General features: G+C 43.9%; 22 protein-coding genes and 1 tRNA gene. 16 read left to right on the plus strand and 7 right to left on the minus strand.

Translation table 11 applies throughout. The annotated features are described in order from the left end of the window. Window positions 1-38 precede the first annotated feature (38 nt). Entirely contained in the window at window positions 39-1,748 is a 1,710-nt protein-coding gene (locus tag RBB12_RS13595; RefSeq protein WP_293283751.1) for a sodium:solute symporter, read from the plus strand. Between the two features lie 50 nt (window positions 1,749-1,798). Here RBB12_RS13595 and RBB12_RS13600 read toward each other — a convergent pair whose 3' ends face one another. Further along, the gene (locus RBB12_RS13600; RefSeq protein ID WP_306013913.1) at window positions 1,799-2,653 is read right to left on the minus strand and encodes a DUF2911 domain-containing protein; all 855 of its coding nucleotides are present in this window, start codon (window positions 2,651-2,653) and stop codon (window positions 1,799-1,801) included. A gap of 175 nt (window positions 2,654-2,828) precedes the next feature. On the opposite strand from RBB12_RS13600, the gene RBB12_RS13605 reads away from it, so the two are divergent. The 6 genes from RBB12_RS13605 to RBB12_RS13630 all read left to right on the plus strand — a co-directional run bounded on the left by RBB12_RS13605 (window position 2,829) and on the right by RBB12_RS13630 (window position 10,140). Next, the gene (locus RBB12_RS13605) at window positions 2,829-3,326 is read left to right on the plus strand and encodes an SRPBCC family protein (protein WP_179385639.1); all 498 of its coding nucleotides are present in this window, start codon (window positions 2,829-2,831) and stop codon (window positions 3,324-3,326) included. Between the two features lies 1 nt (window position 3,327). Continuing rightward, entirely contained in the window at window positions 3,328-4,023 is a 696-nt protein-coding gene (locus RBB12_RS13610; RefSeq protein ID WP_306013912.1) for an SDR family NAD(P)-dependent oxidoreductase, read from the plus strand. After that, window positions 4,020-5,333 carry a deoxyribodipyrimidine photo-lyase gene (locus RBB12_RS13615; protein ID WP_306013911.1) on the plus strand — a complete coding sequence of 438 codons (1,314 nt, stop codon included), beginning with the start codon at window positions 4,020-4,022 and terminating at the stop codon, window positions 5,331-5,333. The genes RBB12_RS13610 and RBB12_RS13615 overlap by 4 nt, the downstream gene beginning before the upstream one ends. 97 nt (window positions 5,334-5,430) lie before the next feature. Beyond that, entirely contained in the window at window positions 5,431-6,858 is a 1,428-nt protein-coding gene (locus tag RBB12_RS13620; RefSeq protein WP_306013910.1) for an amidohydrolase, read from the plus strand. A gap of 171 nt (window positions 6,859-7,029) precedes the next feature. Then, window positions 7,030-8,034, plus strand: coding sequence for a pirin family protein (locus RBB12_RS13625; protein WP_306013908.1), 1,005 nt, complete (start codon window positions 7,030-7,032; stop codon window positions 8,032-8,034). Window positions 8,035-8,253: 219 nt separating this feature from the next. Next, entirely contained in the window at window positions 8,254-10,140 is a 1,887-nt protein-coding gene (locus tag RBB12_RS13630; protein WP_306013907.1) for a tetratricopeptide repeat protein, read from the plus strand. Between the two features lie 6 nt (window positions 10,141-10,146). Here the strand turns inward: RBB12_RS13630 and murA are convergent, their stop codons facing one another. From murA to RBB12_RS13645, 3 genes are all read right to left on the minus strand, one after another. Next, window positions 10,147-11,454, minus strand: a complete 1,308-nt coding sequence (gene murA, locus RBB12_RS13635; RefSeq protein ID WP_179385645.1) for a UDP-N-acetylglucosamine 1-carboxyvinyltransferase — start codon at window positions 11,452-11,454, stop codon at window positions 10,147-10,149. Window positions 11,455-11,469: 15 nt separating this feature from the next. Further along, a complete protein-coding gene (locus RBB12_RS13640) occupies window positions 11,470-12,117 on the minus strand; it encodes a DUF4290 domain-containing protein (RefSeq protein WP_179385646.1) in 648 nt (215 codons plus the stop codon). Between the two features lie 82 nt (window positions 12,118-12,199). Then, window positions 12,200-12,487 (minus strand): DUF493 family protein, encoded by a 288-nt coding sequence (locus RBB12_RS13645; RefSeq protein ID WP_179385647.1) that lies wholly within the window; start codon window positions 12,485-12,487, stop codon window positions 12,200-12,202. Window positions 12,488-12,576: 89 nt separating this feature from the next. On the opposite strand from RBB12_RS13645, the gene RBB12_RS13650 reads away from it, so the two are divergent. The 5 genes from RBB12_RS13650 to RBB12_RS13670 all read left to right on the plus strand — a co-directional run bounded on the left by RBB12_RS13650 (window position 12,577) and on the right by RBB12_RS13670 (window position 17,107). Next, entirely contained in the window at window positions 12,577-13,140 is a 564-nt protein-coding gene (locus RBB12_RS13650) for an AAA family ATPase (protein ID WP_179385648.1), read from the plus strand. Continuing rightward, a complete protein-coding gene (locus tag RBB12_RS13655; protein ID WP_306013906.1) occupies window positions 13,140-15,032 on the plus strand; it encodes an ATP-dependent DNA helicase RecQ in 1,893 nt (630 codons plus the stop codon). Before RBB12_RS13650 ends, RBB12_RS13655 begins: the two co-directional genes overlap by 1 nt. Beyond that, a complete protein-coding gene (fmt, locus tag RBB12_RS13660; RefSeq protein ID WP_306013905.1) occupies window positions 15,013-15,975 on the plus strand; it encodes a methionyl-tRNA formyltransferase in 963 nt (320 codons plus the stop codon). The genes RBB12_RS13655 and fmt overlap by 20 nt, the downstream gene beginning before the upstream one ends. A gap of 176 nt (window positions 15,976-16,151) precedes the next feature. Beyond that, window positions 16,152-16,424: an HU family DNA-binding protein gene (locus RBB12_RS13665; protein WP_127140702.1), complete on the plus strand. Its 273-nt coding sequence runs from the start codon at window positions 16,152-16,154 to the stop codon at window positions 16,422-16,424. Between the two features lie 122 nt (window positions 16,425-16,546). Continuing rightward, window positions 16,547-17,107 (plus strand): YqgE/AlgH family protein, encoded by a 561-nt coding sequence (locus RBB12_RS13670; RefSeq protein WP_293283777.1) that lies wholly within the window; start codon window positions 16,547-16,549, stop codon window positions 17,105-17,107. On the opposite strand, the gene RBB12_RS13675 is transcribed toward RBB12_RS13670, so the two are convergent. Together RBB12_RS13675 and RBB12_RS13680 are read right to left on the minus strand one after the other, a co-directional pair. Next, window positions 17,104-17,949, minus strand: a complete 846-nt coding sequence (locus tag RBB12_RS13675; RefSeq protein ID WP_306013904.1) for an aminotransferase class IV — start codon at window positions 17,947-17,949, stop codon at window positions 17,104-17,106. The two genes, RBB12_RS13670 and RBB12_RS13675, sit on opposite strands and share 4 nt — an antisense overlap. Window positions 17,950-18,003: 54 nt before the next feature. Then, on the minus strand, window positions 18,004-18,387 hold the full coding sequence (locus RBB12_RS13680) for an START-like domain-containing protein (protein ID WP_179385653.1): 384 nt from the start codon (window positions 18,385-18,387) through the stop codon (window positions 18,004-18,006). 138 nt (window positions 18,388-18,525) lie between these two features. Here RBB12_RS13680 and RBB12_RS13685 point away from each other — a divergent pair. The 4 genes from RBB12_RS13685 to RBB12_RS13700 all read left to right on the plus strand — a co-directional run bounded on the left by RBB12_RS13685 (window position 18,526) and on the right by RBB12_RS13700 (window position 21,635). Next, window positions 18,526-18,599 (plus strand) — tRNA-Met (locus RBB12_RS13685). Window positions 18,600-18,694: 95 nt separating this feature from the next. Next, a complete protein-coding gene (locus RBB12_RS13690; protein WP_306013903.1) occupies window positions 18,695-18,883 on the plus strand; it encodes a hypothetical protein in 189 nt (62 codons plus the stop codon). Window positions 18,884-19,065: 182 nt separating this feature from the next. Beyond that, the gene (locus RBB12_RS13695) at window positions 19,066-20,985 is read left to right on the plus strand and encodes a DUF294 nucleotidyltransferase-like domain-containing protein (RefSeq protein WP_306013902.1); all 1,920 of its coding nucleotides are present in this window, start codon (window positions 19,066-19,068) and stop codon (window positions 20,983-20,985) included. Between the two features lie 26 nt (window positions 20,986-21,011). Further along, on the plus strand, window positions 21,012-21,635 hold the full coding sequence (locus tag RBB12_RS13700; RefSeq protein ID WP_313882844.1) for a 3'-5' exonuclease: 624 nt from the start codon (window positions 21,012-21,014) through the stop codon (window positions 21,633-21,635). A gap of 32 nt (window positions 21,636-21,667) precedes the next feature. Here the strand turns inward: RBB12_RS13700 and acs are convergent, their stop codons facing one another. Beyond that, on the minus strand, window positions 21,668-23,575 hold the full coding sequence (gene acs, locus RBB12_RS13705) for an acetate--CoA ligase (RefSeq protein WP_306013901.1): 1,908 nt from the start codon (window positions 23,573-23,575) through the stop codon (window positions 21,668-21,670). Window positions 23,576-23,590 lie beyond the last annotated feature (15 nt).

Genomic DNA, 23,590 nt, shown 5'->3' on the forward strand with positions numbered 1-23,590 from the left:
TTTTACCTCATTATGATTTTAAACAATTAACTCCCTGAATGGCATTACTCGACTGGATTATTCTTGGTAGTACCCTACTCTTCATCGTTGCCTACGGTGTTTGGAAAACGCGCGGCAACAAAAATGTGGACGACTATGTTCGTGGTGGCGACGATGTGAAATGGTGGACCATTGGATTGTCCGTTATGGCAACCCAGGCGAGTGCTATCACCTTTTTGTCCACGCCAGGCCAAGCATTCCACGATGGTATGGGCTTTGTGCAGTTCTATTTTGGACTCCCCTTGGCCATGATTGTTATCTGCTTGGTATTCATCCCCATCTACAAAAAACTTAAAGTATTTACCGCTTACGAAATGTTGGAAGGTCGCTTTGACTTAAAAACACGGACACTCACGGCCTTATTGTTTTTGGTACAACGTGGACTTGCAGCGGGAATCACCATATTTGCCCCTTCCATTATTCTTTCTGCGGTATTGGGATGGGACTTGCGTACGCTTAATGTGATCATCGGGATATTGGTAATCATTTATACCGTTTCTGGGGGTACCAAAGCGGTGAGCGTTACCCAAAAGCAACAGATGTTCATTATTATGTTGGGGATGTTCTTTGCATTTTTCTTTATCATGGGAGCATTACCAACGGATATTTCCTTCGGAAAAGCGTTAAAGATCGCTGGTGCCAACAACAAACTCAATATTCTTGATTTTTCTTTTGACACCAATAACCGTTACACCTTTTGGAGCGGCATTACCGGTGGTTTTTTCTTGGCCTTGGCCTACTTTGGCACCGACCAAAGTCAGGTGCAACGCTATCTATCCGGTAGGTCGGTACGGGAAAGCCAGTTGGCCCTGATTTTCAACGGTATTTTTAAAATCCCGATGCAGTTTTTTATCCTTTTGGTGGGTGCCATGGTCTTTGTGTTCTATCAATACAATTCCTCCCCCCTAAATTTTAATCCGGCCGCCACCGAAGCTGTTATGCAATCGGAATATGCCAACGATTATAAGGCACTTGAGGAGGATCATAAAGTACTGGAAAAGGAAAAAAGAATGGCGCAACATTCCTTTTCGTCAGCCTTGGAACTGAAAGAGTACAACGCTATTGAACAGGCCAAGCAAGACATCATAAAAATCAACGAAAAAGAGAATGCAAGCCGGGAAACCGCCAAAGATTTGATTGCCAAAGCAGATGGCAAGGTAGAAACGAATGACAAGGATTATGTGTTCATTCACTTTATCCTAAACAATTTGCCCATGGGACTAATCGGCCTACTCTTGGCCGTCATCCTATCCGCAGCCATGTCCTCTACCGCATCGGAGTTGAACGCTTTGGGAACCATTACAGCTTTAGATCTTTACAAAAGAAGCATCGGAAAAAATCACTCTCAAGAACATTATCTTAAAGCGACCAAAGCCTTTACATTGCTTTGGGGTATCATCGCTATTATCATCGCAAACGTAGCCAACCTTTTTGACAACCTGATACAACTGGTAAATATTATCGGTTCCATTTTTTACGGGAACGTTTTGGGAATATTCCTATTGGCCTTCTTCTTTAAGTTTGTGAAAGGCAATGCTGTATTTGTAGCTGCCATTGTCACCCAAATTATTGTAATCATAGGGTGGTATCTGGATTGGATGTCCTATTTGTGGTTGAATGCATTTGGCTGCTTGCTCGTAATCATTTTGGCCACCATTACACAGGTGTTCGATAATTTCCTGGGCAATTCATCGGCTATTGAGGAATAAAAAAACCCACTTAAAAAAGTGGGTCTTTATATCAACTTGAATGAGCTTGATTACATTTTAGCCCACTCTTGCAATGAATCCTTGTTCATTTTTACATAATCTTGGTTACCCGCGGCTTGCGCAGCGGCCAATGAACGTTTGGCAGCCTCGATGGCAGCTTCCTTATCCCCCATCTTTGCATAGATAAGCGATTGTGTTCTCATCATCCAATACGCACTTCCATCGCCCATTTCAACGGCCTTGTCCACCCACTCTTTGGCTTGCTGCATGTTCATACCTTCAGCAAAATAGTAGGAACCTGCTGCGAAATAATCGTTTGCGGTCAAATCCTCCTTGTTGGCCATGGTTTCCTCAATGCTCTTAGTGGCCTTGCTCACGGTAGGAACAGTGAAGTCCACCCCAACATAGGTGTTCTCCCACATAATGCCCAAAGTAGCACCGTTGTTGTGCAAATCATCAATAGTGATGGTGAAGGACTCGATGGGCATTGGAATATCCATAGTCTCTACTTTTACGGTAGCAGCGACTTTGGAAGCATCCCACTCTTGGGGAGTACCCCAGTTATCGGTAGCCGTGTAAAAGAAAACTTCCCAAACAGCTTCGTTGGGTCTGGTAAAAATAGCGTAAGTCCCTGCTTTCAATTCCTTTCCTTCTACGGTGACATCATCGCTAAAGGAGATGGTCGTGTTCTGATTGGCACCGGTTCTCCAAATGGCATCAAAAGGAACCAAATCACCAAATACTTTCCTTCCCTTCATCGCAGGGCGGGAATACTTAACGGTTACGTCGGTCAATCCCACTTTTTGTTCCAATGTGGAAAATGGGCTCGGAGCCGGGGTCTGTATCTGCGCTTTCATGGAAAAGCCGATAGACATCATACATAGTAAGAGTGTAAATTTTTTCATAGTTATTGTCTGTATTATTTGTTCAGCAAAGCAAAATTAATACAAAGCCTTGCTCCATTTGTTAATTAAACCTTAAAACAAAAGTAGGTAATAAATGGGTAGGTTTTAATTTTTGTTTAACTATTTATTGTTTTAATTAAACATTTTACTCCTATCTTTGTGTAAATTCTAATGAATGCAACTGTATCAACTACAATCTAAGCAAGTTTTTCCCATTAGTCAACAAGAAGCGTGGGAATTCCTATCAGACCCCAAAAATTTAGCTGTCATTACACCTCCTCACATGGGGTTTCATATTTTGGCGGGAGCCGATAGGCCCATGTTCCAAGGTCAGGTCATCCAATATATTGTGAAACCCTTTCCCATGGTGTCTACCAAATGGGTAACGGAAATCACCCATGTAAAAGAAGGGGAATATTTTGTGGATGAGCAGCGTTTTGGGCCCTATGCCCTCTGGCACCACAAACACTTTTTGAAAGAAGTTCCCGAAGGTGTGGAAATGGAAGATATTATCGATTACAAATTACCTTTTGGTATTTTGGGGCAGTTGACCCATCCCCTACTGGTAAAAGGTCAGCTCCAAAAAATATTTGAGTTTAGGGAGAAGAAACTTGCCGACCTATTTGGTACGGTTGAAGGAAAAGAAAACTATTTAAGCATCAGAAAAATATAATATGGAAAAGAATATACTATTGATCGGCGGATCGTACGGAATTGGATTGGAAATGGCAAAAACACTATCCAAAGACCATAAGGTGTATGTTGCCAGCCGAAGCAATGATGAACTCAGCAATCTCGACATCACCCATATTCCCTTTGATGCCTTAACGGATGACCTTTCGGAAAAGCAAATTCCAGAACAACTGGACGGCTTTGTATATTGTCCGGGAAGCATCAATCTAAAACCCTTTAAAACGATGGGAATGGACACCATCCAAAAGGATATGGAAATCAATTTTTTTGGACTGGTCCGAACCGTGAAAGCGATTATGAACCGGATGAACGAAGGCTCCAGCATGGTGTTTTTCAGTACTGTGGCCGTGGGGACTGGAATGCCCTTCCATACCAGTGTTTCTGCAGCCAAAGGAGCTATCGAAGGTTTTGCACGTGCTCTGGCAGCAGAATATGCCCCAAAAGTGAGAGTGAACGTCATTGCGCCATCTTTGGTAGATACCCCCCTATCCGAACGTTTGTTGAGCAATGACAAGAAAAAAGAAATGATGTCCGAAAGACACCCATTAAAACGAGTGGGCACGGCACACGATATTGCCAACATGGCCACTTTTCTCCTGGATGCCAACAATTCATGGATTACGGGCCAGGTAATCGGGGTAGACGGCGGAATGTCCAGCTTAAATGTGAATTCATGAAAGACAGCATCATCGTATTTTGGTTTAGACGCGATTTACGGTTGGATGACAATGTAGGTCTGTACCAAGCCCTTCAAAATGATGTCCCTGTGCTTCCTATCTTTATTTTTGACAAGGAAATTTTGGAAAGTCTGCCCAAAAATGATGCAAGGGTTACCTTTATCCACGGTCAAATCCAAAAAATAAGCAAACAACTCCGCACCAATTACGACAGCGGCGTAGCGCAATATCACGACAAACCCATCAAAGCGTTTGAACAGCTTATCAAGGATTATGACGTTGAAGCTGTTTACACCAATCATGACTATGAACCTTATGCCAAAGAACGCGATAAAGAAATCGCCGATTTTTTAAAGGAAAACGATATACAGTTCAACACCTACAAAGATCAAGTCATATTTGAAAAGGAGGAAGTGGTAAAGGACGACGGAGACCCCTATGTCGTTTACACACCGTACATGCGCAAGTGGAAGGAAAATTTTAATCCCTCCATTCATGTAGTGGAGTACGATACGCTGAAAGATTTGGGCAAAAACCTTTATCAGTCCATATCCTTGCCCCAACTCTCCTTGGAAGATATGGGCTTTGAAGAGTCCGACATTAAAGTTCCCGATTTTACCGTTACCTCCAATTTGATTCAAAATTATGAGGACACACGCGATTACCCGGCCAAGGAAAAAGGAACCTCCCGTTTAGGTCCCCACTTGCGTTTTGGTACCGTTTCCGTTCGAAAAATGGTGAAAAAGGCCATCGATGAAAAGAACGAAACCTTTTGGAACGAATTGATTTGGAGGGAATTTTTTATGCAGATCCTATGGCATTTTCCGCATACCGTGGATAATGCGTTCCGTTCCAAATACGATAGAATCGAATGGCGCAACAACGAAGAGGAGTTTGAAAAGTGGAAAGAGGGCAAAACTGGATATCCTTTGGTAGATGCAGGTATGCGCGAACTCAATGAAACAGGCTACATGCACAACAGGGTTCGTATGTTGGTGGCCAGTTTTTTGTGCAAGCATTTGCTAATCGATTGGAGATGGGGCGAAGCCTATTTTGCTGAAAAATTATTGGATTATGAAATGGCGAGCAATGTGGGCAACTGGCAATGGGCCGCAGGCAGTGGTGTGGATGCCGCACCTTATTTTAGAATCTTTAACCCGACCACGCAGATAAAAAAATTCGATAAGGACAAAGAATACATCAACAAATGGGTTCCCGAACTTCAAGAACTCGACTACCCAGACCCTATGGTCGACCACAAAATGGCTCGGGAACGCTGCTTAAAAACCTACAAGGAAGCGGTAAGTTGATGCATTTTCTTTAAATTTAGGAGCTGTTGTAGTTTTGTGTGACGTCTTGTTGACAGCACATGAAACAGCGGTAAATAACTAACTCAAAACCTAAATGATGAAGAAATTTTCAACCTTACTCTTTTTGGGACTGGTCTCATTGAACCTATCGGCCCAAAAAATGTCAAAGGACAAAAAAGCGGTCGTCGCTTCCGTGGAAAAGCACAAGGAAAACCTTATTCAAATCAGTGATTCCATCTGGGCACTGGCCGAAACAGCATTCGAGGAATCGATTTCCTCAGAATTGTTGGCCGATTATGCCGAGAAAAACGGAATGACCGTCACACGTGGTGTAGCCGATATCCCGACCGCCTTTGTTGCTACCTACGGTTCAGGAAAACCCGTAATCAGTGTCTTGGGCGAGTTTGATGCCCTACCAGGCCTTTCACAGAACACGGTTCCCACCAAAGACCCACGAATTGATGGTGCTCCCGGCCACGGATGTGGGCACAATATGTTCGGGGCAGCCAGTTTAGGCGCTGCCATAGCTATCAAAGAACAAATTGAGGCAGGAAACATTAAAGGAACCGTCAAATTCTTTGGGACACCAGCCGAAGAGAAATTTTTTGGAAAAGTTTGGATGGTAGAAGCCGGGCTTTGGGACGATGTTGATGTAAACGTAAGCTGGCACCCATCTGCCGAAATTGAAGCCGACGTACAAAGCGGATTGGCCCTGGTCGATTTCATGATTGAATTTTACGGTCAAGCTGCCCACGCATCTTCCGACCCATGGAACGGACGCAGTGCTTCTGACGCCTTGGAACTATACACTACGGGAATCAACTACTACAGGGAACATATTAAACCTACATCACGAATCCATTACCACATACAAGATGGTGGTCAGGTGGTTAATGTTGTTCCTGACTATGCCCGTCTGTGGGTGCGTGTGCGTGACCCCAAAAGAGATGTGATGCTTCCCACCTTTGAACGGGTAAAGGCCATGGCAGAAGGCGCCGCAATCATGGCCAATGTGGACTATAAATATTCCTTGATTTCAGGAATTTATGAAACCCTGGTCAACCGTGAGGGAGGCCAAATCATGCAAAACAATCTGGAGCTTTTGGGACCCATTACCTATACCGATGAGGAAATTACCTATGGTAAAGCCATTCAAGAGGCCACCGGAAAACCCCAAGTGGGTATGGATGGTGAAGTACATCCTTTGAAAGAAACCGAGGAACTGCCCGGAGGAGGCTCTACCGATGTTGGTGATGTAAGTTGGAACGTACCCAACATCAACCTAGGCGTAACGGTTGCTCCAAAAGGAACACCATGGCACTCTTGGGCCGTTGTGGCCTGTGGGGGTATGAGCATTGGCCATAAGGGAATGATTTACGCATCCAAAGCTATGGGCATGACAATGTTCGATCTTTTTGATGACCCAAAATTGGTAGAAAAAGTAAAAGAAGAATTTAAGACGAGAAAAGGTGATGTTAAATACGAGGCCATGATCGATGGTCCGCCACCAATTCCCGGTAAATAAATGGATTATAATAAAGAGACTGACTAAAAGGTGGTTAATTGTCAGTTCGAGCGGAGTCGAGAACTTAAAATAGGTTGACATTCAACGATTAGGTCTCGACTGTGCCTAACCTGACATAGACAAAAAGTCACCATTTTTTGGTCGGTCTCTTATCTTTTAAAAAATTGCATGATGAAAACTCCTGTTCTACAAACTTTTCCATTAAGCACCCCTTGGCAAACCTTGGATCCTTTTCTTTTTAGTGTGTATCATTTAGATTATTTCCCAAAGGGAAATGGGGAAATGGGACCCGACCCATCCCTTTTGAAAGGACGAAACTTAGGAAGTGATTTTGACCCGACCCAAAAGTGGCGCATGTATCACGGGCAGTCCATTCCAGGATTTCCGTACCATCCGCACCGTGGTTTCGAAACCATCACCATTGTGAACAAAGGATTTTGTGACCACTCGGATTCTTTGGGTGCCGCGGGCCGATTTGGTGAAGGCGATGTACAGTGGATGACCGCTGGAAGGGGGGTTCAACATTCCGAGATGTTCCCCCTGCTCAACGATGATGAAGAAAATCCCTTGGAACTCTTTCAAATATGGTTAAACCTGCCTAAATCGGGAAAATTTGTCGACCCGCACTTTAAGATGCTTTGGCACGAGGATATTCCCATTGTGGAGGAAGAAAATGCAAAAATCAAGGTGATAGCCGGTCCCTACAAAAATGTTGCCCCACCGCACCCTGCCCCGGATTCCTGGGCGGCCGACCCAGAAAATGAAGTGGCTGTTTGGAACATTCATGTAGAGCCTGAAGCCGAATTTGTGCTGCCGAGTGCCAGTGCATCGGTAAACCGAGTACTTTACTTTTATGATGGTGATGAAATACATATTGGGGATAAAAAAATAAATCCCAGTTTTGGGATTGTTTTGGACCCCACCACCGATGTGAATATCAAAGTTGGTTCCGAAACCGCCCATTTTATGTTACTGCAAGGAAAACCCATTGGCGAGCCCGTCGCCAAATATGGTCCCTTTGTGATGAACACCCAAGAGGAAATCCAAAAAGCGATGGAAGAATACCGCCTTACCCAATTTGGGGGATGGCCATGGCCCCACCCGGACCATGTTCATGATAAAAACAAGGGGCGCTTTGCATTATATCCTGATGGGAAAATGGTCGAGAAAAATTAAAATTTTTCTGACAAACCCTTATTTTTTAGGGGTTACAGCGATTTTTTTGTTTTCGATAATAAGAATTATTTCTATTTTAATTCCTGACAATCAAAGTTTTGGAACAAACTTGCTTATCTCGTCAGACAAATGGAAATCAATTCATTGCGATTTTTTCATATTAAGTTCTTTCTACTTTTTCTTTTGATGGGAAATATGGGTTTTTCCCAAACCAAGGAAATGGATAGCCTTCAAAACCTGCTTAAAACTGCTAACGATACCACACAGGTGAATCTATTAAGGACATTGGGCATTAAATCCAGATTCATCGACAAGGAACAGGCGGTTGCCTACGGGTTGCAGAGCCTCGAAAAATCAAAAGAAATCGGTTTTAAGGTAGGTGAGGCCAAAGCTCTCTACTCCTTGGGGCTGACCCATGGCATGACCGATAGCTATGCTAATTCTCTGGAATATTTGAACAAATGCCTTGCGGTTGCCAACGAAAACAAGGACTACAGTATGGTCTGTGATGTTTATAATTCCATGGGGATTGTATATAAACGCATTGGGGATTATCCTTCGAGTCAAGAAAGCTATCTAAAAAGTCTCAAAGTAATCGATTCGTTCAATCTTCAAATAAACGCTGCTTCCGTGTACATCAACCTCGGGGTTTTACACGATTTGATGGATGAAAGGGAAGAGGCCATTGCCAGCTACCAAAAGGCGCTGGAAATCTACGACGGCCCAGACCCAGAAGCCATGAAAAACGATGTCGAAGTAAACTTGGCCATCATGAGCTATACGGACGGGGACTACCAAACAGCTTTGGACAAATTTTTGAAAATTGTACCGTATTGGAGGCAAGAAGGAAACAACATCAAATTGTACGACCTGTATAGTAATATTGGCCATTGTTATTTGCAATTGGAACAATGGAATAATGCGGAGGAATATCTTTTCAAAGCCCTTGATTTGGCTAACCAGCTGTCCCTAGAGCAAGGAAAGGCATTCGTGTATCATAATTTGGCAAGTCTAATGCTCAATCAAAGTAAGCTGAAGGAAGCCATAGGTTACTCCAAACAAAACCTTGACGTTTTACAAGGTATGGAGGGAACGTTTGAGCGTAAACGAGAGGCACATCAAAAAGCTTATGAAATCTACGAGGCTTCAGGACAGCTTAAAAAGGCTATTTTTCATTTGAACAGGGCACAGGAGTACAAGGATAGCCTGATGAACGAAGCCAAAGTAAAGGAAATTCAAAATTTACAGGTGCGACACGAAGTATATGTGAAAGACCGTGAAATTGAGGCTAATACCTTGGAATTGGCGCTCCTGAATACCAGAGTGGAACAAAATAGAAAACGAACGCTTTACCTTATCGTTATATCTATCCTATTGCTCTTCTCCGCCAGCCTGCTCTATTTCCGATATTTGGCAAAGAAAAGGTCCAATGCCATTCTTTCCGAAAAAAATAGATTGATATCGGAGCAACGAGATACTATAGGCCAAATGAACAGGCAGTTAGAAAAGCGGATGTTACGGGCCCAGATGAATCCCCATTTTATTTTTAACTCCCTCGGTTCCATACAGCACCTCATTAGTACCAACGATAAAAAAGGGGCCCTCACCTACCTCTCCAAGTTTTCAAAACTACTTCGTCAGGTGTTGGAAAGTTCGGTGAACATAAGTTTGGTGCTAAGTGAAGAAATAGAGCTGCTCAAAATTTATGTGGAACTGGAAGCTTTGCGTTTTGACCATTCCTTTTCCTATCAATTTGAAATCGATGAGAATTTGGATATCGATGCCCATGAAGTTCCCATGCTTTTGGTACAGCCTTATATCGAAAATGCCATCATACACGGATTGATGCCAAAGGAGGGAAACAAGGAGCTTAAAGTTTCTTTTACCGATAAAGGAGATAATATCGAATGTGTGATTGAAGACAATGGCGTAGGACTGACCCAAACGGAAGCACGAAAATCCAACCGGATATCCCGTGGCATGTCCATTACGGAACGAAGGATACAAGCACTTAAACAGCACTCTGCCCAACAATTGGTTAAAATAGAGAACCTTTACGAGAACCGTTCAGGTACCCGTGTAACCATCTTGATCCCGAAAGAATAAGTTTAATTATACCCTTACGATATTGGCTCCAATGGCACGCAAGCGCTCATCGATATTTTCGTAGCCACGATCAATTTGCTCAATATTGTGAATGGTGGATGTTCCCTTTGCCGACAGTGCTGCAATCAAAAGGGAAACACCCGCGCGAATATCTGGCGACACCATGGTGGTGGCCTTTAGGGTGGATTTAAAGTCATGCCCAATAACCGTGGCCCTGTGTGGGTCGCAAAGGATGATTTTAGCCCCCATATCAATAAGCTTGTCCACGAAGAACAATCGGCTTTCAAACATTTTCTGATGAATCAGGACTTCGCCTCGGGCCTGTGTGGCCGTAACCAAAATAATACTCAATAAATCAGGGGTCAATCCAGGCCATGGCGCATCGGCAATAGTCAGGATAGAACCGTCAATAAAATTTTGGATTTCGTATCCATCTTCATGCTTGGGAATAAAAATATCATCGTTTCTTCGCTCTACTGTAATTCCCAGCTTACGGAAAACAGTTGGAATCTGGCCTAAATCGTCCCAACTTACATTTTTAATGGTCAGTTCGCTCTGGGTCATGGCCGCCAGTCCAATCCAGCTACCAATTTCAATCATATCGGGAAGCATGGTATGCTCCGTTCCCTTTAGGGATTTCACGCCCTCAATGGTCAACAAATTGGAACCGATACCTGATATTTTGGCCCCCATCCGGTTCAGCATTTTGCACAACTGCTGTAAATAAGGTTCACAGGCTGCATTGTAAATGGTTGTGGTGCCCTCGGCCAAAACGGCTGCCATCACAATGTTGGCCGTACCGGTTACGGATGCCTCATCCAACAACATGTAGGTGCCGGTAAGTTTTTCGGCCTCAACACCATAGAAATACTCTTCTTTGTTATATCTAAATTGGGCTCCAAGCTTGATAAAACCTTCAAAGTGGGTATCCAAACGGCGCCTTCCTATTTTATCCCCACCAGGTTTGGGGATGTATCCTTTTCCAAAACGGGCCAACAGTGGACCAACCAACATAATGGAACCGCGAAGACCCCTTCCATCCTCCTTGAACTTGGCCGATTGAAGGTAATCCAAGTTAACATCGTCCGCTTTGAAGGTATACGAGCCTTTTCCTTTCTTTTGGATCTTGACGCCTAAATCTTCAAGCAGTGCAATGAGTTTATTGACATCGACAATGTCCGGAATGTTGTTTATGGTAATTTTTTCTTCTGATAGCAATACGGCGCAAAGAATTTGAAGTGCTTCGTTCTTTGCTCCCTGGGGGGTGATTTCACCATGCAACTGGTGGCCGCCCTCTATTCGAAATGTACCCATTTATTCCTTTGGAGTTTAATATCTTTTTTTACGACCTCTTTGACTTTTTTTCCCCCGATTATTGCTGGTGTTCGAACGGCTTGGCCTATTTTTCAAAAACTGTCCGCTCTCCGTCAAACTCTCATCGCTCTTGGCCAAATCAATCTGACCATCACTGAGCTCTTTCAAGTGATTAAAAATTACGGTGTCCTCTACGGTATCCTTGTTCCAAGTCAAATAACACTTTTTCATGTGGTTGGCAATGGCATATTCCAAGCCAGACCGCATATCGCCCTTTTCCCAATTTACCGCCACATCAATCATCCGCTTGATGTTGTTTCCATAAAAACGGTACTTGGGATGGTTCTGCGGGTACTCCAAGGGTTCTGGACGCTGCTGCAAGGTCTCTTTGGAAGTTATGGGAAAGGGAGAGTCCACATCCAATTTAAAATCGGACATAATGAAAAGCTGGTCCCAAAGTTTATGCTGAAAATCCGGCACGTCCCTCAAATGGGGCTGCAAATTACCCATAACACTAATAATGGATTGTGCCACTCGGTTTCGTTCATCACGATCTTCGATGGCTACGGCATGGTCCACCATTTTTTGAAAATGGCGCCCATATTCGGGAATAAAAAGCTTTGGACGCTCTGTATTGTATTCTAGGGTATATACTTCGTTCAAACTACTGGATTTAGTGAATTGATAATTGGAAAGTCAAACTGATAACGAGTGCAAATTAAGAAAATTATGGCAAACTAAGGACCTACAGGGAAATAACACCTTCCACAACGGAAACTTCCTTGTACTTTTGGATAACTTCGTCCGGATTCTTCAAATGTACCGTAATGGACAAGCTGGTGTACGTCCCCTTTTTGCTCTTTTTGGATTCTATCACCGCCCCTGTATTATCGAAAATGTCCTGGATTTGCGATATTTTGGCCTCCTCAGTGGGAACAATAAATTTGTAGAGGTAGGTTGATGGCCAACTCGTGGTCTCCAACAACTGCTCCTTTAACTTCGCGTAAAATTCTTCCGTCTCTTTCTTATCCATACCGCAATTTTATACAAATATATGGCTTACCCTTCAATTTTTTTTCCTTGGGGCGATTTCATTACTTTGTACCATTAATTCTAAGGTCTTTGGGAAAAAACAAGGTAGTTATAACGGGAGCTCCCGGCACTGGGAAGACGTCCATAGTAAACGGTTTGGAACAGAGAGGTTTTCACTGCTTTCACGAAATCATTCGGGATATGACCTCCAAGGCAAAGCAGGAAGGCCAATCGGAACACCATATTTCCAATCCGCTGGTGTTTGTGGACGATGCCTTGCAGTTCAATAAAGACTTGCTGGAAGGTAGGACGTCCCATTACCGACAATCAAAGCACATCAATGCGCCCATCAGCTTTTTTGATAGGGGCATTCCCGATGTGCTCGCCTATATGGATTTTTTCGACCAAGCATATGACGACTATTTTATTTCCCATGCCGAGAACCATAGGTATGATTCCGTTTTTATAGTTCCGCCTTGGAAAGAAATCTATGTTTCCGATAACGAGCGTTTGGAAACTTTTGAGGAAGCGGAAAACATCCACCATTCCTTGCTTAAAATTTATACCCAATTTGGCTATAACCCCATCGAAGTGCCAAAAGATGATGTCCTAAATCGGATTGATTTTATTTTGGAAACACTTAAAATAACATAGTGCACAAGAACATCACAAGCGTTTTACAACAATACTGGGGATATGATGATTTTAGGGGTTCCCAGAGGAAAATCATTGATACGGTCATTTCTGGGCAAGATGTACTCGCCCTGATGCCTACCGGTGGCGGAAAATCCATTTGTTACCAAGTGCCCGCACTGGCCATGGAAGGTATTTGTGTTGTGGTCTCACCTTTGGTGGCCCTGATCCAAGATCAGGTGGCCCAATTAAAAAAGAGAAATATCAAGGCAATCGCCTTAACCGGGGGCATCCGTTCCAACGAAGTAAACGACTTGTTGGACAATTGTGTGTTTGGCAACTACAAATTCCTGTACCTATCCCCAGAACGCTTGCAGCAGACCGTGGTAAGGGAACGCATTCAACAAATGAACGTGAATCTTATTGCGATTGACGAGGCACATTGTATCTCCCAGTGGGGAAACGACTTTAGGCCTGCTTATTTGGAATGCTCCATTTTAAAGGAATTGGCTCCTCAAACTCCTATGATTGCTCTTACGGCGACAGCTACGCCCCGTGTTGTGGATGACATCGTTGAGAATTTGGAACTGAAGGAGGTCCGTATTTTTAAGGATTCCTTTTCCCGTTCCAATATTGCATTCAAGGTAAGGCGTTCGGAGGACAAATTGTACCAGCTCAAAAAATACATGGAAAAAATCCCGGGAAGCGGCATCGTCTATGTACGTTCCCGGAAAATGTCCATTTCCTTGGCCAACTTTTTGATCAACAACGGGGTATCGGCTTCTTTTTACCATGGAGGCATTCCCAAATCGGACAAGGAGGAAAAACTTAATCGTTGGTTGAATGGCAAAGACAGGGTCATGGTGGCCACCAATGCCTTTGGCATGGGGGTGGATAAACCAGATGTGCGTTTGGTGATCCATTACCAGATACCCGACAGTTTGGAAAGCTATTTTCAGGAGGCGGGACGTGCTGGCAGGGATGGAGAACCTTCAACGGCCATCATCCTAACCTCCAAAGAAGATGCGGATAGGGCCAAACAGCAGTTTTTGTCCACCCTACCCGATGTGGGTTTTGTGAAAACCGTTTATTCCAAGCTCAACAACTATTTTCAGATTTCCTACGGAGAGCTTATTTCGGAACCCCTGGCTTTCAAGTTCAATGAGTTTTGTTCACGATATGCGTTTAATCCCAACATGGCGTTCAATGCCCTTCGTATTTTAGATCAAAATTCCGTGCTATCGTTGGCCGAAAACTTTAAGGAGAAAACTACGCTTAAATTTGTAGCTTCCAAGGCCGAAATATTCAATTACTTGGACAAAAACCGCAAAACGGCTCCCATCATTCAAACCATTTTACGGACCTACGGAGGTATTACGGATTATGAGACCAAGATCAATCTGTATATGCTGTCCCAAAAAACGGGCACGGGCGAGGAACGTTTAAAACAATTATTACAGCAACTGGCGGACGATAACATTGCCGAATACCACAACCATAGTTCCGATTTGGAAATTACCTTTTTAGTGCCCCGCGAAGACGACCATACCATCAACCCGTTTGCCAAAAAAATAAAGGATTTCAACCAGGTGAAGGTGGATAATATGGCTGCTATGTTGGGGTACATTGCCAATCAGAAAATGTGCCGTAGTGTTTACCTACTGAATTATTTTGGTGAAAAGTCCGCGGAAAAGTGCGGCACTTGCGATATTTGCACAAAGAAGGCCAAAGTATCCCCTCCACACGACTTGGAACAAAAAATTCTGGAACTCTTGGAAATTCGCCCTCATTCCTCCAGACAGTTGGAACGCGTCACGGGAACAAGTGAAAAAGAACTTTTGAACCTGCTCGAGCGGTTGCTGGAAAATGGATTGGTCTCGATAAATATTAAGAATGAGTACATCAAAACATAATTCGCTTCGTATTGTATTTATGGGCACCCCCGATTTTGCGGTGGGCAGCCTAAAACAACTTTTGGAAGCTGGCTTTAAAGTGGTGGGTGTAATTACCGCCCCGGATAGGCCTGCGGGAAGGGGGCGCAAGCTCCAAGAGTCAGCCGTGAAACAATTCGCAGTTAAACATCAATTAAAGGTGTTACAGCCTACTAATTTAAAGGACGAGGCATTTTTGGAGGACCTCAAAAGCCTTGATGCCAACCTTCAAGTAGTCGTCGCCTTTCGGATGCTGCCCAAAGTGGTCTGGCAAATGCCTACGTATGGCACCTTTAACCTTCACGCTTCGCTCCTGCCCCAATATCGGGGTGCAGCTCCCATTAATTGGGCAATCATCAATGGTGAAACGGAGACAGGTGTAACTACCTTTTTTATTGATGAAAAGATAGATACAGGGAACATCATTCTTCAAAAAGGAGCCAACATACGGCCAGAGGACAATGCCGGAGACCTGCACGACAGGTTGATGGAACTGGGCGCACATTTGGTCGTGGAAACCTGCAAACAGATTGAAGCAGGGACCGTGTCCCTACAAAAACAGGATGAGAGCATGGAATTAAAGCCCGCTCCAAAAATCCATAAGGATACCTGCCGAATCGATTGGAACAGTTCCATGATGGAGATTTACAATCATATACGGGGGTTGAGTCCATATCCAGGGGCTTGGACGGAGTTGGTGAACGATGGAAAAGCAGAACCCATGAAGATTTTCAGGACCGAAATGGAAACCTCCGAACATGACTACATCGTTGGAAAACTAGTGGTAGGGAAAAAATCGCTCAAGGTTGCGGTTAAAGAGGGGTACCTAAACTTGTTGGAATTACAGCTTCCCGGCAAACGAAGGATGCAGGTAAACGAAGTTTTGAATGGGCTAAATCTGGAAAAAGAGGCACATCTTCGCTAAAGCCTTGCTATGATTGGGCTGGGAAAAGTTGTCGTTTTTTTCCCACTTTATCAACAAACGTTTCAAGTTATCAACAAAAACCCCTATTTCCCTTGGTTTTACTTGCGTGAGACCCAAATCCATATAAATTTGTTCAGCATTAAAATTATATTAACAACAATTAATTTAATTCCATTATGAACAAAACAGAATTAATCGATGCTATGGCAGCTGATGCTGGCATCACTAAGGCAGCAGCAAAAAAAGCATTGGAATCTTTCTTGGGAAATGTAGAAGGAACGCTTAAAAAAGGAGACAGAGTTTCCTTGGTAGGTTTTGGTTCTTGGTCAGTTTCTAAAAGAAGCGCTAGAGAAGGTAGAAATCCACAGACTGGAGCTACTATTAAGATTGCCGCTAAGAACGTTGTAAAGTTCAAAGCAGGTGCTGAATTGAGCAGTGCAGTAAACTAATCAATTTATGTATTGAATATACGAAAGCACTCCTTTTGGGGTGCTTTTTTAGTTGATAACAGCTTTGTTTTTTTTGCATATGTTGAATAATATGTTAAATTTAGAAACATGAATTCAGGTAAATGGTAACTCAGAAGCCAAAAAAGGGGAATTTACTTGTTGCGGAACCTTCGCTGACCGGCGATGTTTCTTTCAATAGATCTGTTGTACTTATTGCCGAACACAACCACGAAGGTTCGGTCGGGTTTATTTTGAACAAGCCCCTTGACTACACGATTTGTGACCTTGTTTCCGAAATCACCATTCCTTTTCAAGTGTTCAACGGCGGGCCCGTAGAGCAGGATAATCTTTATTTTATCCACAAGGTGCCCCATTTGATAGAAAATAGTATCGAGATTTCTGACGGTATTTTCTGGGGCGGTAATTTTGAAGTGACCATAGAACTCATCAACAATGGAACCATCACCGAACAGGATATCCGATTCTTTTTAGGGTATTCCGGATGGGGAACCAGTCAATTGGACCAAGAACTCTCGTCCAAATCATGGGTGGTACTGCCCAACGAATACGAAAGCAGTATTCTGGAAAAGGCTGCAAATGCCTTTTGGAAAGAAAAGATGGTGGAATTGGGCGGTGACTACCTATTATGGTCCAATGCTCCCGAAAACCCCTCGCTCAACTAGCCAATCCTGGCCTTTGCGTTTAATTTGCCCACCAAACTCTTTGCGACTTTATTTTCATACTCTTTTTTCCTGTACTTGCTAATGGGCTGAATTCCGACGATGGAATTCGTAAGAAACATTTCGTCCATTTTTTGCAGCTCAAACGGCGAAACGGAATCCTCGACCAAATCATAGTCTTCCGACCCAGCGATCAACTTCATCAGGTTTTTTCGGATAATCCCGTCCAAGCAACCATCACTCAAAGGAGGTGTCTTTATTTGATTGCCCTTCACCAAAAATAAATTGCCATTGATGGCTTCTACCACCTTTTTGTCCGTGTTCACCAATAAACAATTGGCATATCCATTTTCCTGGGCATAGACACCGGCCACCACGTTCAAAATTTTGTTGGTGGATTTTAGGTTGGAAAGCATATCCTTATTGACGTAATAATCCTTGAAAAGTTCCACTTCGTAGTGTCTCTCCTCGATGATGAAGAAAGGAGACTCCATGGCATTGGTTTCAATCACGTAGGAAACATCGTTGGTAGCTGGGGTATACATTCCACCGTCGTTTCTGAACACCGTCAACCGCACACGGACTGCTCCGCTTTCCAGCTGATTGGATTCGATGGTTTTCTTGATTTCTTCCTCTAAAAATTCCAGGGTAAAATCCATTGGGATTTCCATCCGAAGGATGCGCATGGAAGCCATCAACCTAAAATAATGATCCTCCCAGAAAAATAAGGTTCCGTTCACATACCGGACCGTCTCAAAAAGAGCGTCGCCATATTTAAAGGCCCTGTTGTTGTGGGTAAAAATTGTTTTATCCGCTGCCTGTAGTGCTCCGTTACAATTGACCATAAAAAAGTCCCGATTTTTATCGGGACCAAAGATACGGTTTACTGAAGAATCGGGCTAAGTGGAACCTAGAACTTGTTTGAGGTCCGATACTTGGTTCTCCCACAGCATTTTCGCTTCGTCCACTTCGTCTTCCTCGGCAAAATCGGTGATGAACAAGGAAACATCCTTTGTTATCTCATCCACAATGATGCGCATTTCAAAAAAGGAACCATCTTCATTTTCTTCCCATGCCAATTTGACGAATTCCTCGCTTTTTCGCTTGAGCAGTTTGGCCCGCTCCTCGGAGCCATCCCATATAAATGTAAAAATCTCCCCACGGGAGTTTACATTATCGGCATACCATTCGGAAAGTCCTGATGGGGTGGAAATATATTGGTAAAGCAACTGAGGTGAAGCCTGGATCACAAATTCCAGTTCAAATTTAACCTTATCACTCATTGTCGTGTTCTTTAGAAGTTTTTTCAGCTTAAGTATAGTTTGGGAAGATATAAAAATAAATATCAAATAATAAATTAATAATGAATTTTGATTCAGCGAAAATTTAAACCTATATTTGCACCCGCTTAGCAAAAACACGGCGAGGTAGCTCAGCTGGTTAGAGCGTCGGATTCATAACCCGGAGGCCGGGGGTTCAAGTCCCCCTCTCGCTACAAAAATCAAAGTCATTTAGCTGTTATCAGTTAAGTGGCTTTTTTATTTTTCCGTATTTTTTTTCCTAACTTCAAGACTTTAAACCAACCTTCGAATGAATTACTTTAAAAAGTTAGGGACTCCCAATTTGCTCATGCTTTTGCTCTGCGCCATGATCATTATTATGGCGGAGTACCTCTTCCTTACCGGCAACACGGAGCATGGCCTCTTTGTGGGGCTATGGGCACCAACCCTTCTGGGCGTGATGATCTACCTAAAACTTGTGGACAATGACAGCAAATGATATCGTTTTAGGCTTTTCCATTGTTGTGATTATTCTGGTGGCGATCTGGGCCATCCTCATGATACGGGCCTACAACAGGGCAAGCAACGGAAAATAAAATTGCTCCGCCCATTGCCCGAATACCAAAGCATTTTGATTTAAGTGAACGGAGTTGTTCATATTTCCCTTAATTTTAGGTGACTATGAAGAACACCATTTCCGAGCGCATTGCCGATTTTCTCAAAAACTATCCTCCCTTCAATGCCATGGAGCCCAAACAATTGGAGCAATTGGCCTTGGAGGTAACCATTATTCATAAAGAGACCAATACGACCGTTTTTTCGCAGAACGAAAGCCCCCATTCCCATTTCTACGTCGTGAACAAAGGGGCTGTTTCCCTTTCCAAGGCAGGTTCCAGTCAAATATTGGATATCTGTGATGAGGGCGACGTATTCGGACTTCGCCCCCTTTTGGCCAATGAAAGCTACAAATTGGAAGCCAAAGCCTACGAAGAAACCATCCTGTACGCCATCCCCATTAGCGACTTTAAACCGTTGGCGCTCGAAAACAAACGTATTGGCAATTTCTTGATAGAAAGCTTTGCTTCCAACACAGGTAACCCCTACTCCATCAAACATCGGGGCAAATTGTATGGGGAAAGCGGTGATTCCAATCAATATTCCAGTGATAAAATATTGGATCTTCAACCCATCAAATACTCCACGGACCTTATCACCTGTAAAAAGGGCACAAAAATTAAGACCGTAGCCGATAAAATGACCAAGCATAACATTAGTTGCTTACTGGTGATGAAAGATGAGCTGCCGGTTGGAATCATTACCGATAAGGACCTTCGGAAGAAAGTGGCAACCGGCCTATTTCCCATTACTGCCACGGCCAAATCCATCATGACCTCTCCCCTTATCACCTATCCCAAAGGGCTCACTTTGGCACAATCCCAGATGGCCATGATGAAGAGCGATATCAGCCACTTGGTACTTACCGAGGATGGTACTACGGATACCAAAGCAGTGGGCATCTTGTCCAAACACGATATTATGGTGGCTGTTGGCAATAACCCGGCCGTGCTCTTGCGCGCCATTAAACGTGCGACCAAATACAAGAGGCTTCGCAACATACGGCATGGTATTATGAACTTGCTACAAGGCTATCTGGACCAAAATATTCCTTTGGGATTGGTGGCCAAAATCATTTCGGAACTGAATGATGCCTCTACCAAACAAGTTATTAAAATAGCCTTATCAAAAATGGAAACGGAGCCCCCTGTTTCATTTACTTGGCTGAGTATGGGCAGTCAGGGGCGTGGTGAGCAATTATTGAATACGGATCAGGACAATGCCATCATCTTTGCAGATGTGCCCGAGGAACAACTGGAATCGACACGGAGCTATTTTTTAGCCCTTGGCGAACGGATTTCCAAAGGATTGAACACCATTGGGTTTGAATACTGCCCTGCCGAAATGATGGCTTCCAACCCGGCTTGGTGCCACAGCCTGAGCGAATGGAAAAAGGTGACTCGGCACTGGATCCATAATCCGGGGCCAGATGAAATCCTGTTATCCTCCATCTTTTTTGATTACAACGTGACTTTTGGGGAAAAGTCGATGGCGGACGAACTCTCGCAAGATATTTTTGACAGCGTTCAAGGCTACCCCCAATTCTTTACCCATTTGGCAAGCGGAGCCCTACAAAACCCTTCTCCCTCCGGATTTTTCAGGGATTTTTTAGTGGAGCAGGACGGCGAGCACAAAGACTTTTTCGATTTAAAATTGAGGGTGCTCATGCCCATTATCGATGCGGCCCGTGTGCTCATCCTATCCCATTCCATCAAATCCATCAACAACACGGCAGAGCGTTACGAAAAACTGGCGGAGCTGGAGCCCAACAACAAAGAACTGTATCTCGCCTGTTCCTACGCCAGCAAGGCATTGTTGAAATTCAGGACCCGTCAAGGGCTTTTGCACAACGATTCGGGAAGATATATTGCTTTGGACAAACTGAACAAGGAGGAAAAAATCAAACTCAAGCGAACCTTTAAGACCGTCAAGGAAATCCAATCCCTCTTGGAAATTAGGTTCCAAGTGAAAAATCTGTTGCGCTAATGTGGCCATTCACCAAAAAAAAACCTTTGGAACTACCCGATTTTTGGTGGGAGTATGAAGCGTATTTTAAGGAACCGCTTCCGGATGATATCGCAGAAAATACGTTTGTGGTCTTGGATACGGAAACAACGGGTTTTAGTTTGACCCGAGACCGGATGCTTTGCATTGGAGCCTTAAAATTGAAGGACAACACCATTGTGGTGAAGGACAGTTTTGAGGTGTATATCGCACAGGAACATTATGACTCCGAAAGTGCGGAAATCCATGGTATCCTCAAAAAACACAAAAAGGACTCCTTAAATGAACTAGAAGCCCTGAAACGTTTTTTGGTATATGCCAAAAACCATGTTTTAGTGGGGCATCATGTGATGTTCGACATTAATATGATCAATGCCGCACTCAAGCGGAACGGGCTTCCCAAGCTGAAGAACAAAACATTGGATACCGAATCGCTTTATATTCGGACGCTTTTGATTTCTACAGTAGTTCAAAAAAAAGAGCGGTATTCCTTGGATGATCTGGCCAAAAAGTACAGTATCTCCAGAAAGGATAGGCATACGGCGTTGGGCGATGCTTTTATCACTGCCATTGCATTCTTACGAAGCGTAGAAAAACTAAAACCCAAAAAAATAAAGGACCTCTTACGGTAAGAGGCCCTTTATCCATATCTGATAATGTCTGCTTATAGACTTTCCTTCATGATGGACTCCACCACTTCTGGGTTCAACAAGGTTGATGTATCGCCTAAATTGCTGGTATCCTTTGATGCAATTTTTCGGAGAATCCTACGCATAATCTTACCACTTCGTGTTTTGGGCAGTCCTTCCACAAACTGGATTTTATCCAACTTGGCAATCGGGCCGATATGTTCAGTAATCAATTGGTTGATTTCCTTTTTCAGGTTATCCCGATTACGGTCCTCCCCTGTTTCTTTCAGAATAATATACCCGTATAATGCATTTCCCTTGATGTCGTGCGGGAATCCGACAATGGCCGATTCAGCCACGGCAGGATGCTCATTGATGGCATCTTCAATCGGAGCGGTACCCAGATTATGGCCTGACACAATAATCACATCGTCAACCCTTCCCGTGATTCGGTAGTAGCCCACCTCATCTCTCAGGGCACCATCTCCTGTAAAATATTTGCCTTCAAAGGCAGAGAAGTAGGTATCCTTGTAGCGTTGGTGATTGCCCCAAATGGTCCGGGCTATGGAGGGCCATGGAAATTTGATGCACAATCTGCCATCCACTTGGTTCCCTTTGATTTCCTGACCGTTTTCATCCATCAATGCGGGTTGTATTCCCGGCATCGGAAGGGTCGCATAGGTGGGTTTGGTCGGCGTGGAAAATGGAATGGGCGAAATCAGTATGCCCCCTGTTTCAGTTTGCCACCAAGTGTCTACAATAGGGCATTTCTTTTCCCCAACATGGTCGTTGTACCAGTGCCAAGCTTCCTCATTGATAGGCTCTCCGACGGTTCCCAGAACTTTGAGGCTGGAAAGGTCATACTTGGTCACGAAATCAAGGTTCTCCTTGGCCAAGGCCCGAATGGCTGTTGGTGCCGTGTAAAACTGGGTCACCTTGTGCTTTTGCACCACATCCCAGAACCGACCAAAGTCGGGATAGGTAGGTACTCCTTCAAACATTACCGTAGTGGCGCCGTTGGCCAAAGGTCCGTAAACAATATAAGAGTGACCGGTGATCCAACCAATATCTGCGGTACACCAGTATACATCTTCCTCTCGGTATTGGAACACATTTTTAAAGGTGTAAGCGGTGTACACCATATAACCTCCCGTTGTGTGGACCATACCCTTAGGGCGTCCAGTAGAACCAGAAGTGTACAGGATAAATAATGGGTCTTCGGCATCCATAATTTCCGGTACGCAGTCCGAATAGGCCTTGTCCAAAAGTGGCTGTACCCACTTATCACGACCTTCTTTCATAGTGACTTTTCCTCCTGTACGCTTGGTCACCAAAACGGTTTCTACGTCAGGACATTTTTCCAATGCTTCGTCCACTATGCCTTTAAGGTCGAGTACCTTGGCTCCTCGGTAGGAACCATCGGAAGTCAATACAGCTTTCGCGCCACAATCGTTTATCCTGGTGGATAGTGCGGTAGAAGAAAACCCTGCAAAAACAACGGAATGTATGGCCCCTATTCGCGCGCACGCCAAAACAGCGATGGCTAAATCTGGAATCATGGGCAAATAAATTACCACCCTATCCCCTTTTTTAATCCCTTGTTCTTTTAGGACGTTGGCATATTTACACACGCGCTCATGCAATTCGCGGTAGGTAATGTGTTCTGCTTCCTCGTTTGGGTCGTTTGGTTCGAAAAGGATGGCAGTCTTATCTCCTCGGATGCGAAGATGTCTGTCGATACAGTTTTCGGTGATGTTCAATTGGGCTCCTTTAAACCAACTGATTTCTGGCTTTGAAAAGTCCCACTCCAACACCGAATCCCACTTTTTGCGCCATTGAAAGTGCTCTTCGGCCACTTCTTCCCAAAATCCTTCGGGATTCCTCACTGATTTTCGATACACCTGAAAATATTCCTCCAAGTGTTTGATATGATAATTACTCATCTAATATTGTGTTTG

Source organism: Allomuricauda sp. MMSF_3307, assembly GCF_030733585.1.
GTDB lineage: Bacteria > Bacteroidota > Bacteroidia > Flavobacteriales > Flavobacteriaceae > Flagellimonas.

What these genes read in the sequence shown, in the direction of transcription:
- RBB12_RS13615 (WP_306013911.1), top strand. Translation starts at nt 4,020, where the DNA reads ATGAAAGACAGCATCATCGTATTTTGGTTTAGACGCGATTTACGGTTG.
- RBB12_RS13695 (WP_306013902.1), top strand. Translation starts at nt 19,066, where the DNA reads ATGAAGAACACCATTTCCGAGCGCATTGCCGATTTTCTCAAAAACTAT.
- RBB12_RS13605 (WP_179385639.1), top strand. Translation starts at nt 2,829, where the DNA reads ATGCAACTGTATCAACTACAATCTAAGCAAGTTTTTCCCATTAGTCAA.
- RBB12_RS13620 (WP_306013910.1), top strand. Translation starts at nt 5,431, where the DNA reads ATGAAGAAATTTTCAACCTTACTCTTTTTGGGACTGGTCTCATTGAAC.
- RBB12_RS13610 (WP_306013912.1), top strand. Translation starts at nt 3,328, where the DNA reads ATGGAAAAGAATATACTATTGATCGGCGGATCGTACGGAATTGGATTG.
- RBB12_RS13645 (WP_179385647.1), bottom strand. Translation starts at nt 12,487, where the DNA reads ATGGATAAGAAAGAGACGGAAGAATTTTACGCGAAGTTAAAGGAGCAG.
- RBB12_RS13595 (WP_293283751.1), top strand. Translation starts at nt 39, where the DNA reads ATGGCATTACTCGACTGGATTATTCTTGGTAGTACCCTACTCTTCATC.
- RBB12_RS13665 (WP_127140702.1), top strand. Translation starts at nt 16,152, where the DNA reads ATGAACAAAACAGAATTAATCGATGCTATGGCAGCTGATGCTGGCATC.
- RBB12_RS13690 (WP_306013903.1), top strand. Translation starts at nt 18,695, where the DNA reads ATGAATTACTTTAAAAAGTTAGGGACTCCCAATTTGCTCATGCTTTTG.
- acs (WP_306013901.1), bottom strand. Translation starts at nt 23,575, where the DNA reads ATGAGTAATTATCATATCAAACACTTGGAGGAATATTTTCAGGTGTAT.
- RBB12_RS13675 (WP_306013904.1), bottom strand. Translation starts at nt 17,949, where the DNA reads ATGGTCAATTGTAACGGAGCACTACAGGCAGCGGATAAAACAATTTTT.
- RBB12_RS13630 (WP_306013907.1), top strand. Translation starts at nt 8,254, where the DNA reads ATGGATAGCCTTCAAAACCTGCTTAAAACTGCTAACGATACCACACAG.
- RBB12_RS13600 (WP_306013913.1), bottom strand. Translation starts at nt 2,653, where the DNA reads ATGAAAAAATTTACACTCTTACTATGTATGATGTCTATCGGCTTTTCC.
- RBB12_RS13680 (WP_179385653.1), bottom strand. Translation starts at nt 18,387, where the DNA reads ATGAGTGATAAGGTTAAATTTGAACTGGAATTTGTGATCCAGGCTTCA.
- RBB12_RS13625 (WP_306013908.1), top strand. Translation starts at nt 7,030, where the DNA reads ATGAAAACTCCTGTTCTACAAACTTTTCCATTAAGCACCCCTTGGCAA.
- fmt (WP_306013905.1), top strand. Translation starts at nt 15,013, where the DNA reads ATGAGTACATCAAAACATAATTCGCTTCGTATTGTATTTATGGGCACC.
- murA (WP_179385645.1), bottom strand. Translation starts at nt 11,454, where the DNA reads ATGGGTACATTTCGAATAGAGGGCGGCCACCAGTTGCATGGTGAAATC.
- RBB12_RS13670 (WP_293283777.1), top strand. Translation starts at nt 16,547, where the DNA reads ATGGTAACTCAGAAGCCAAAAAAGGGGAATTTACTTGTTGCGGAACCT.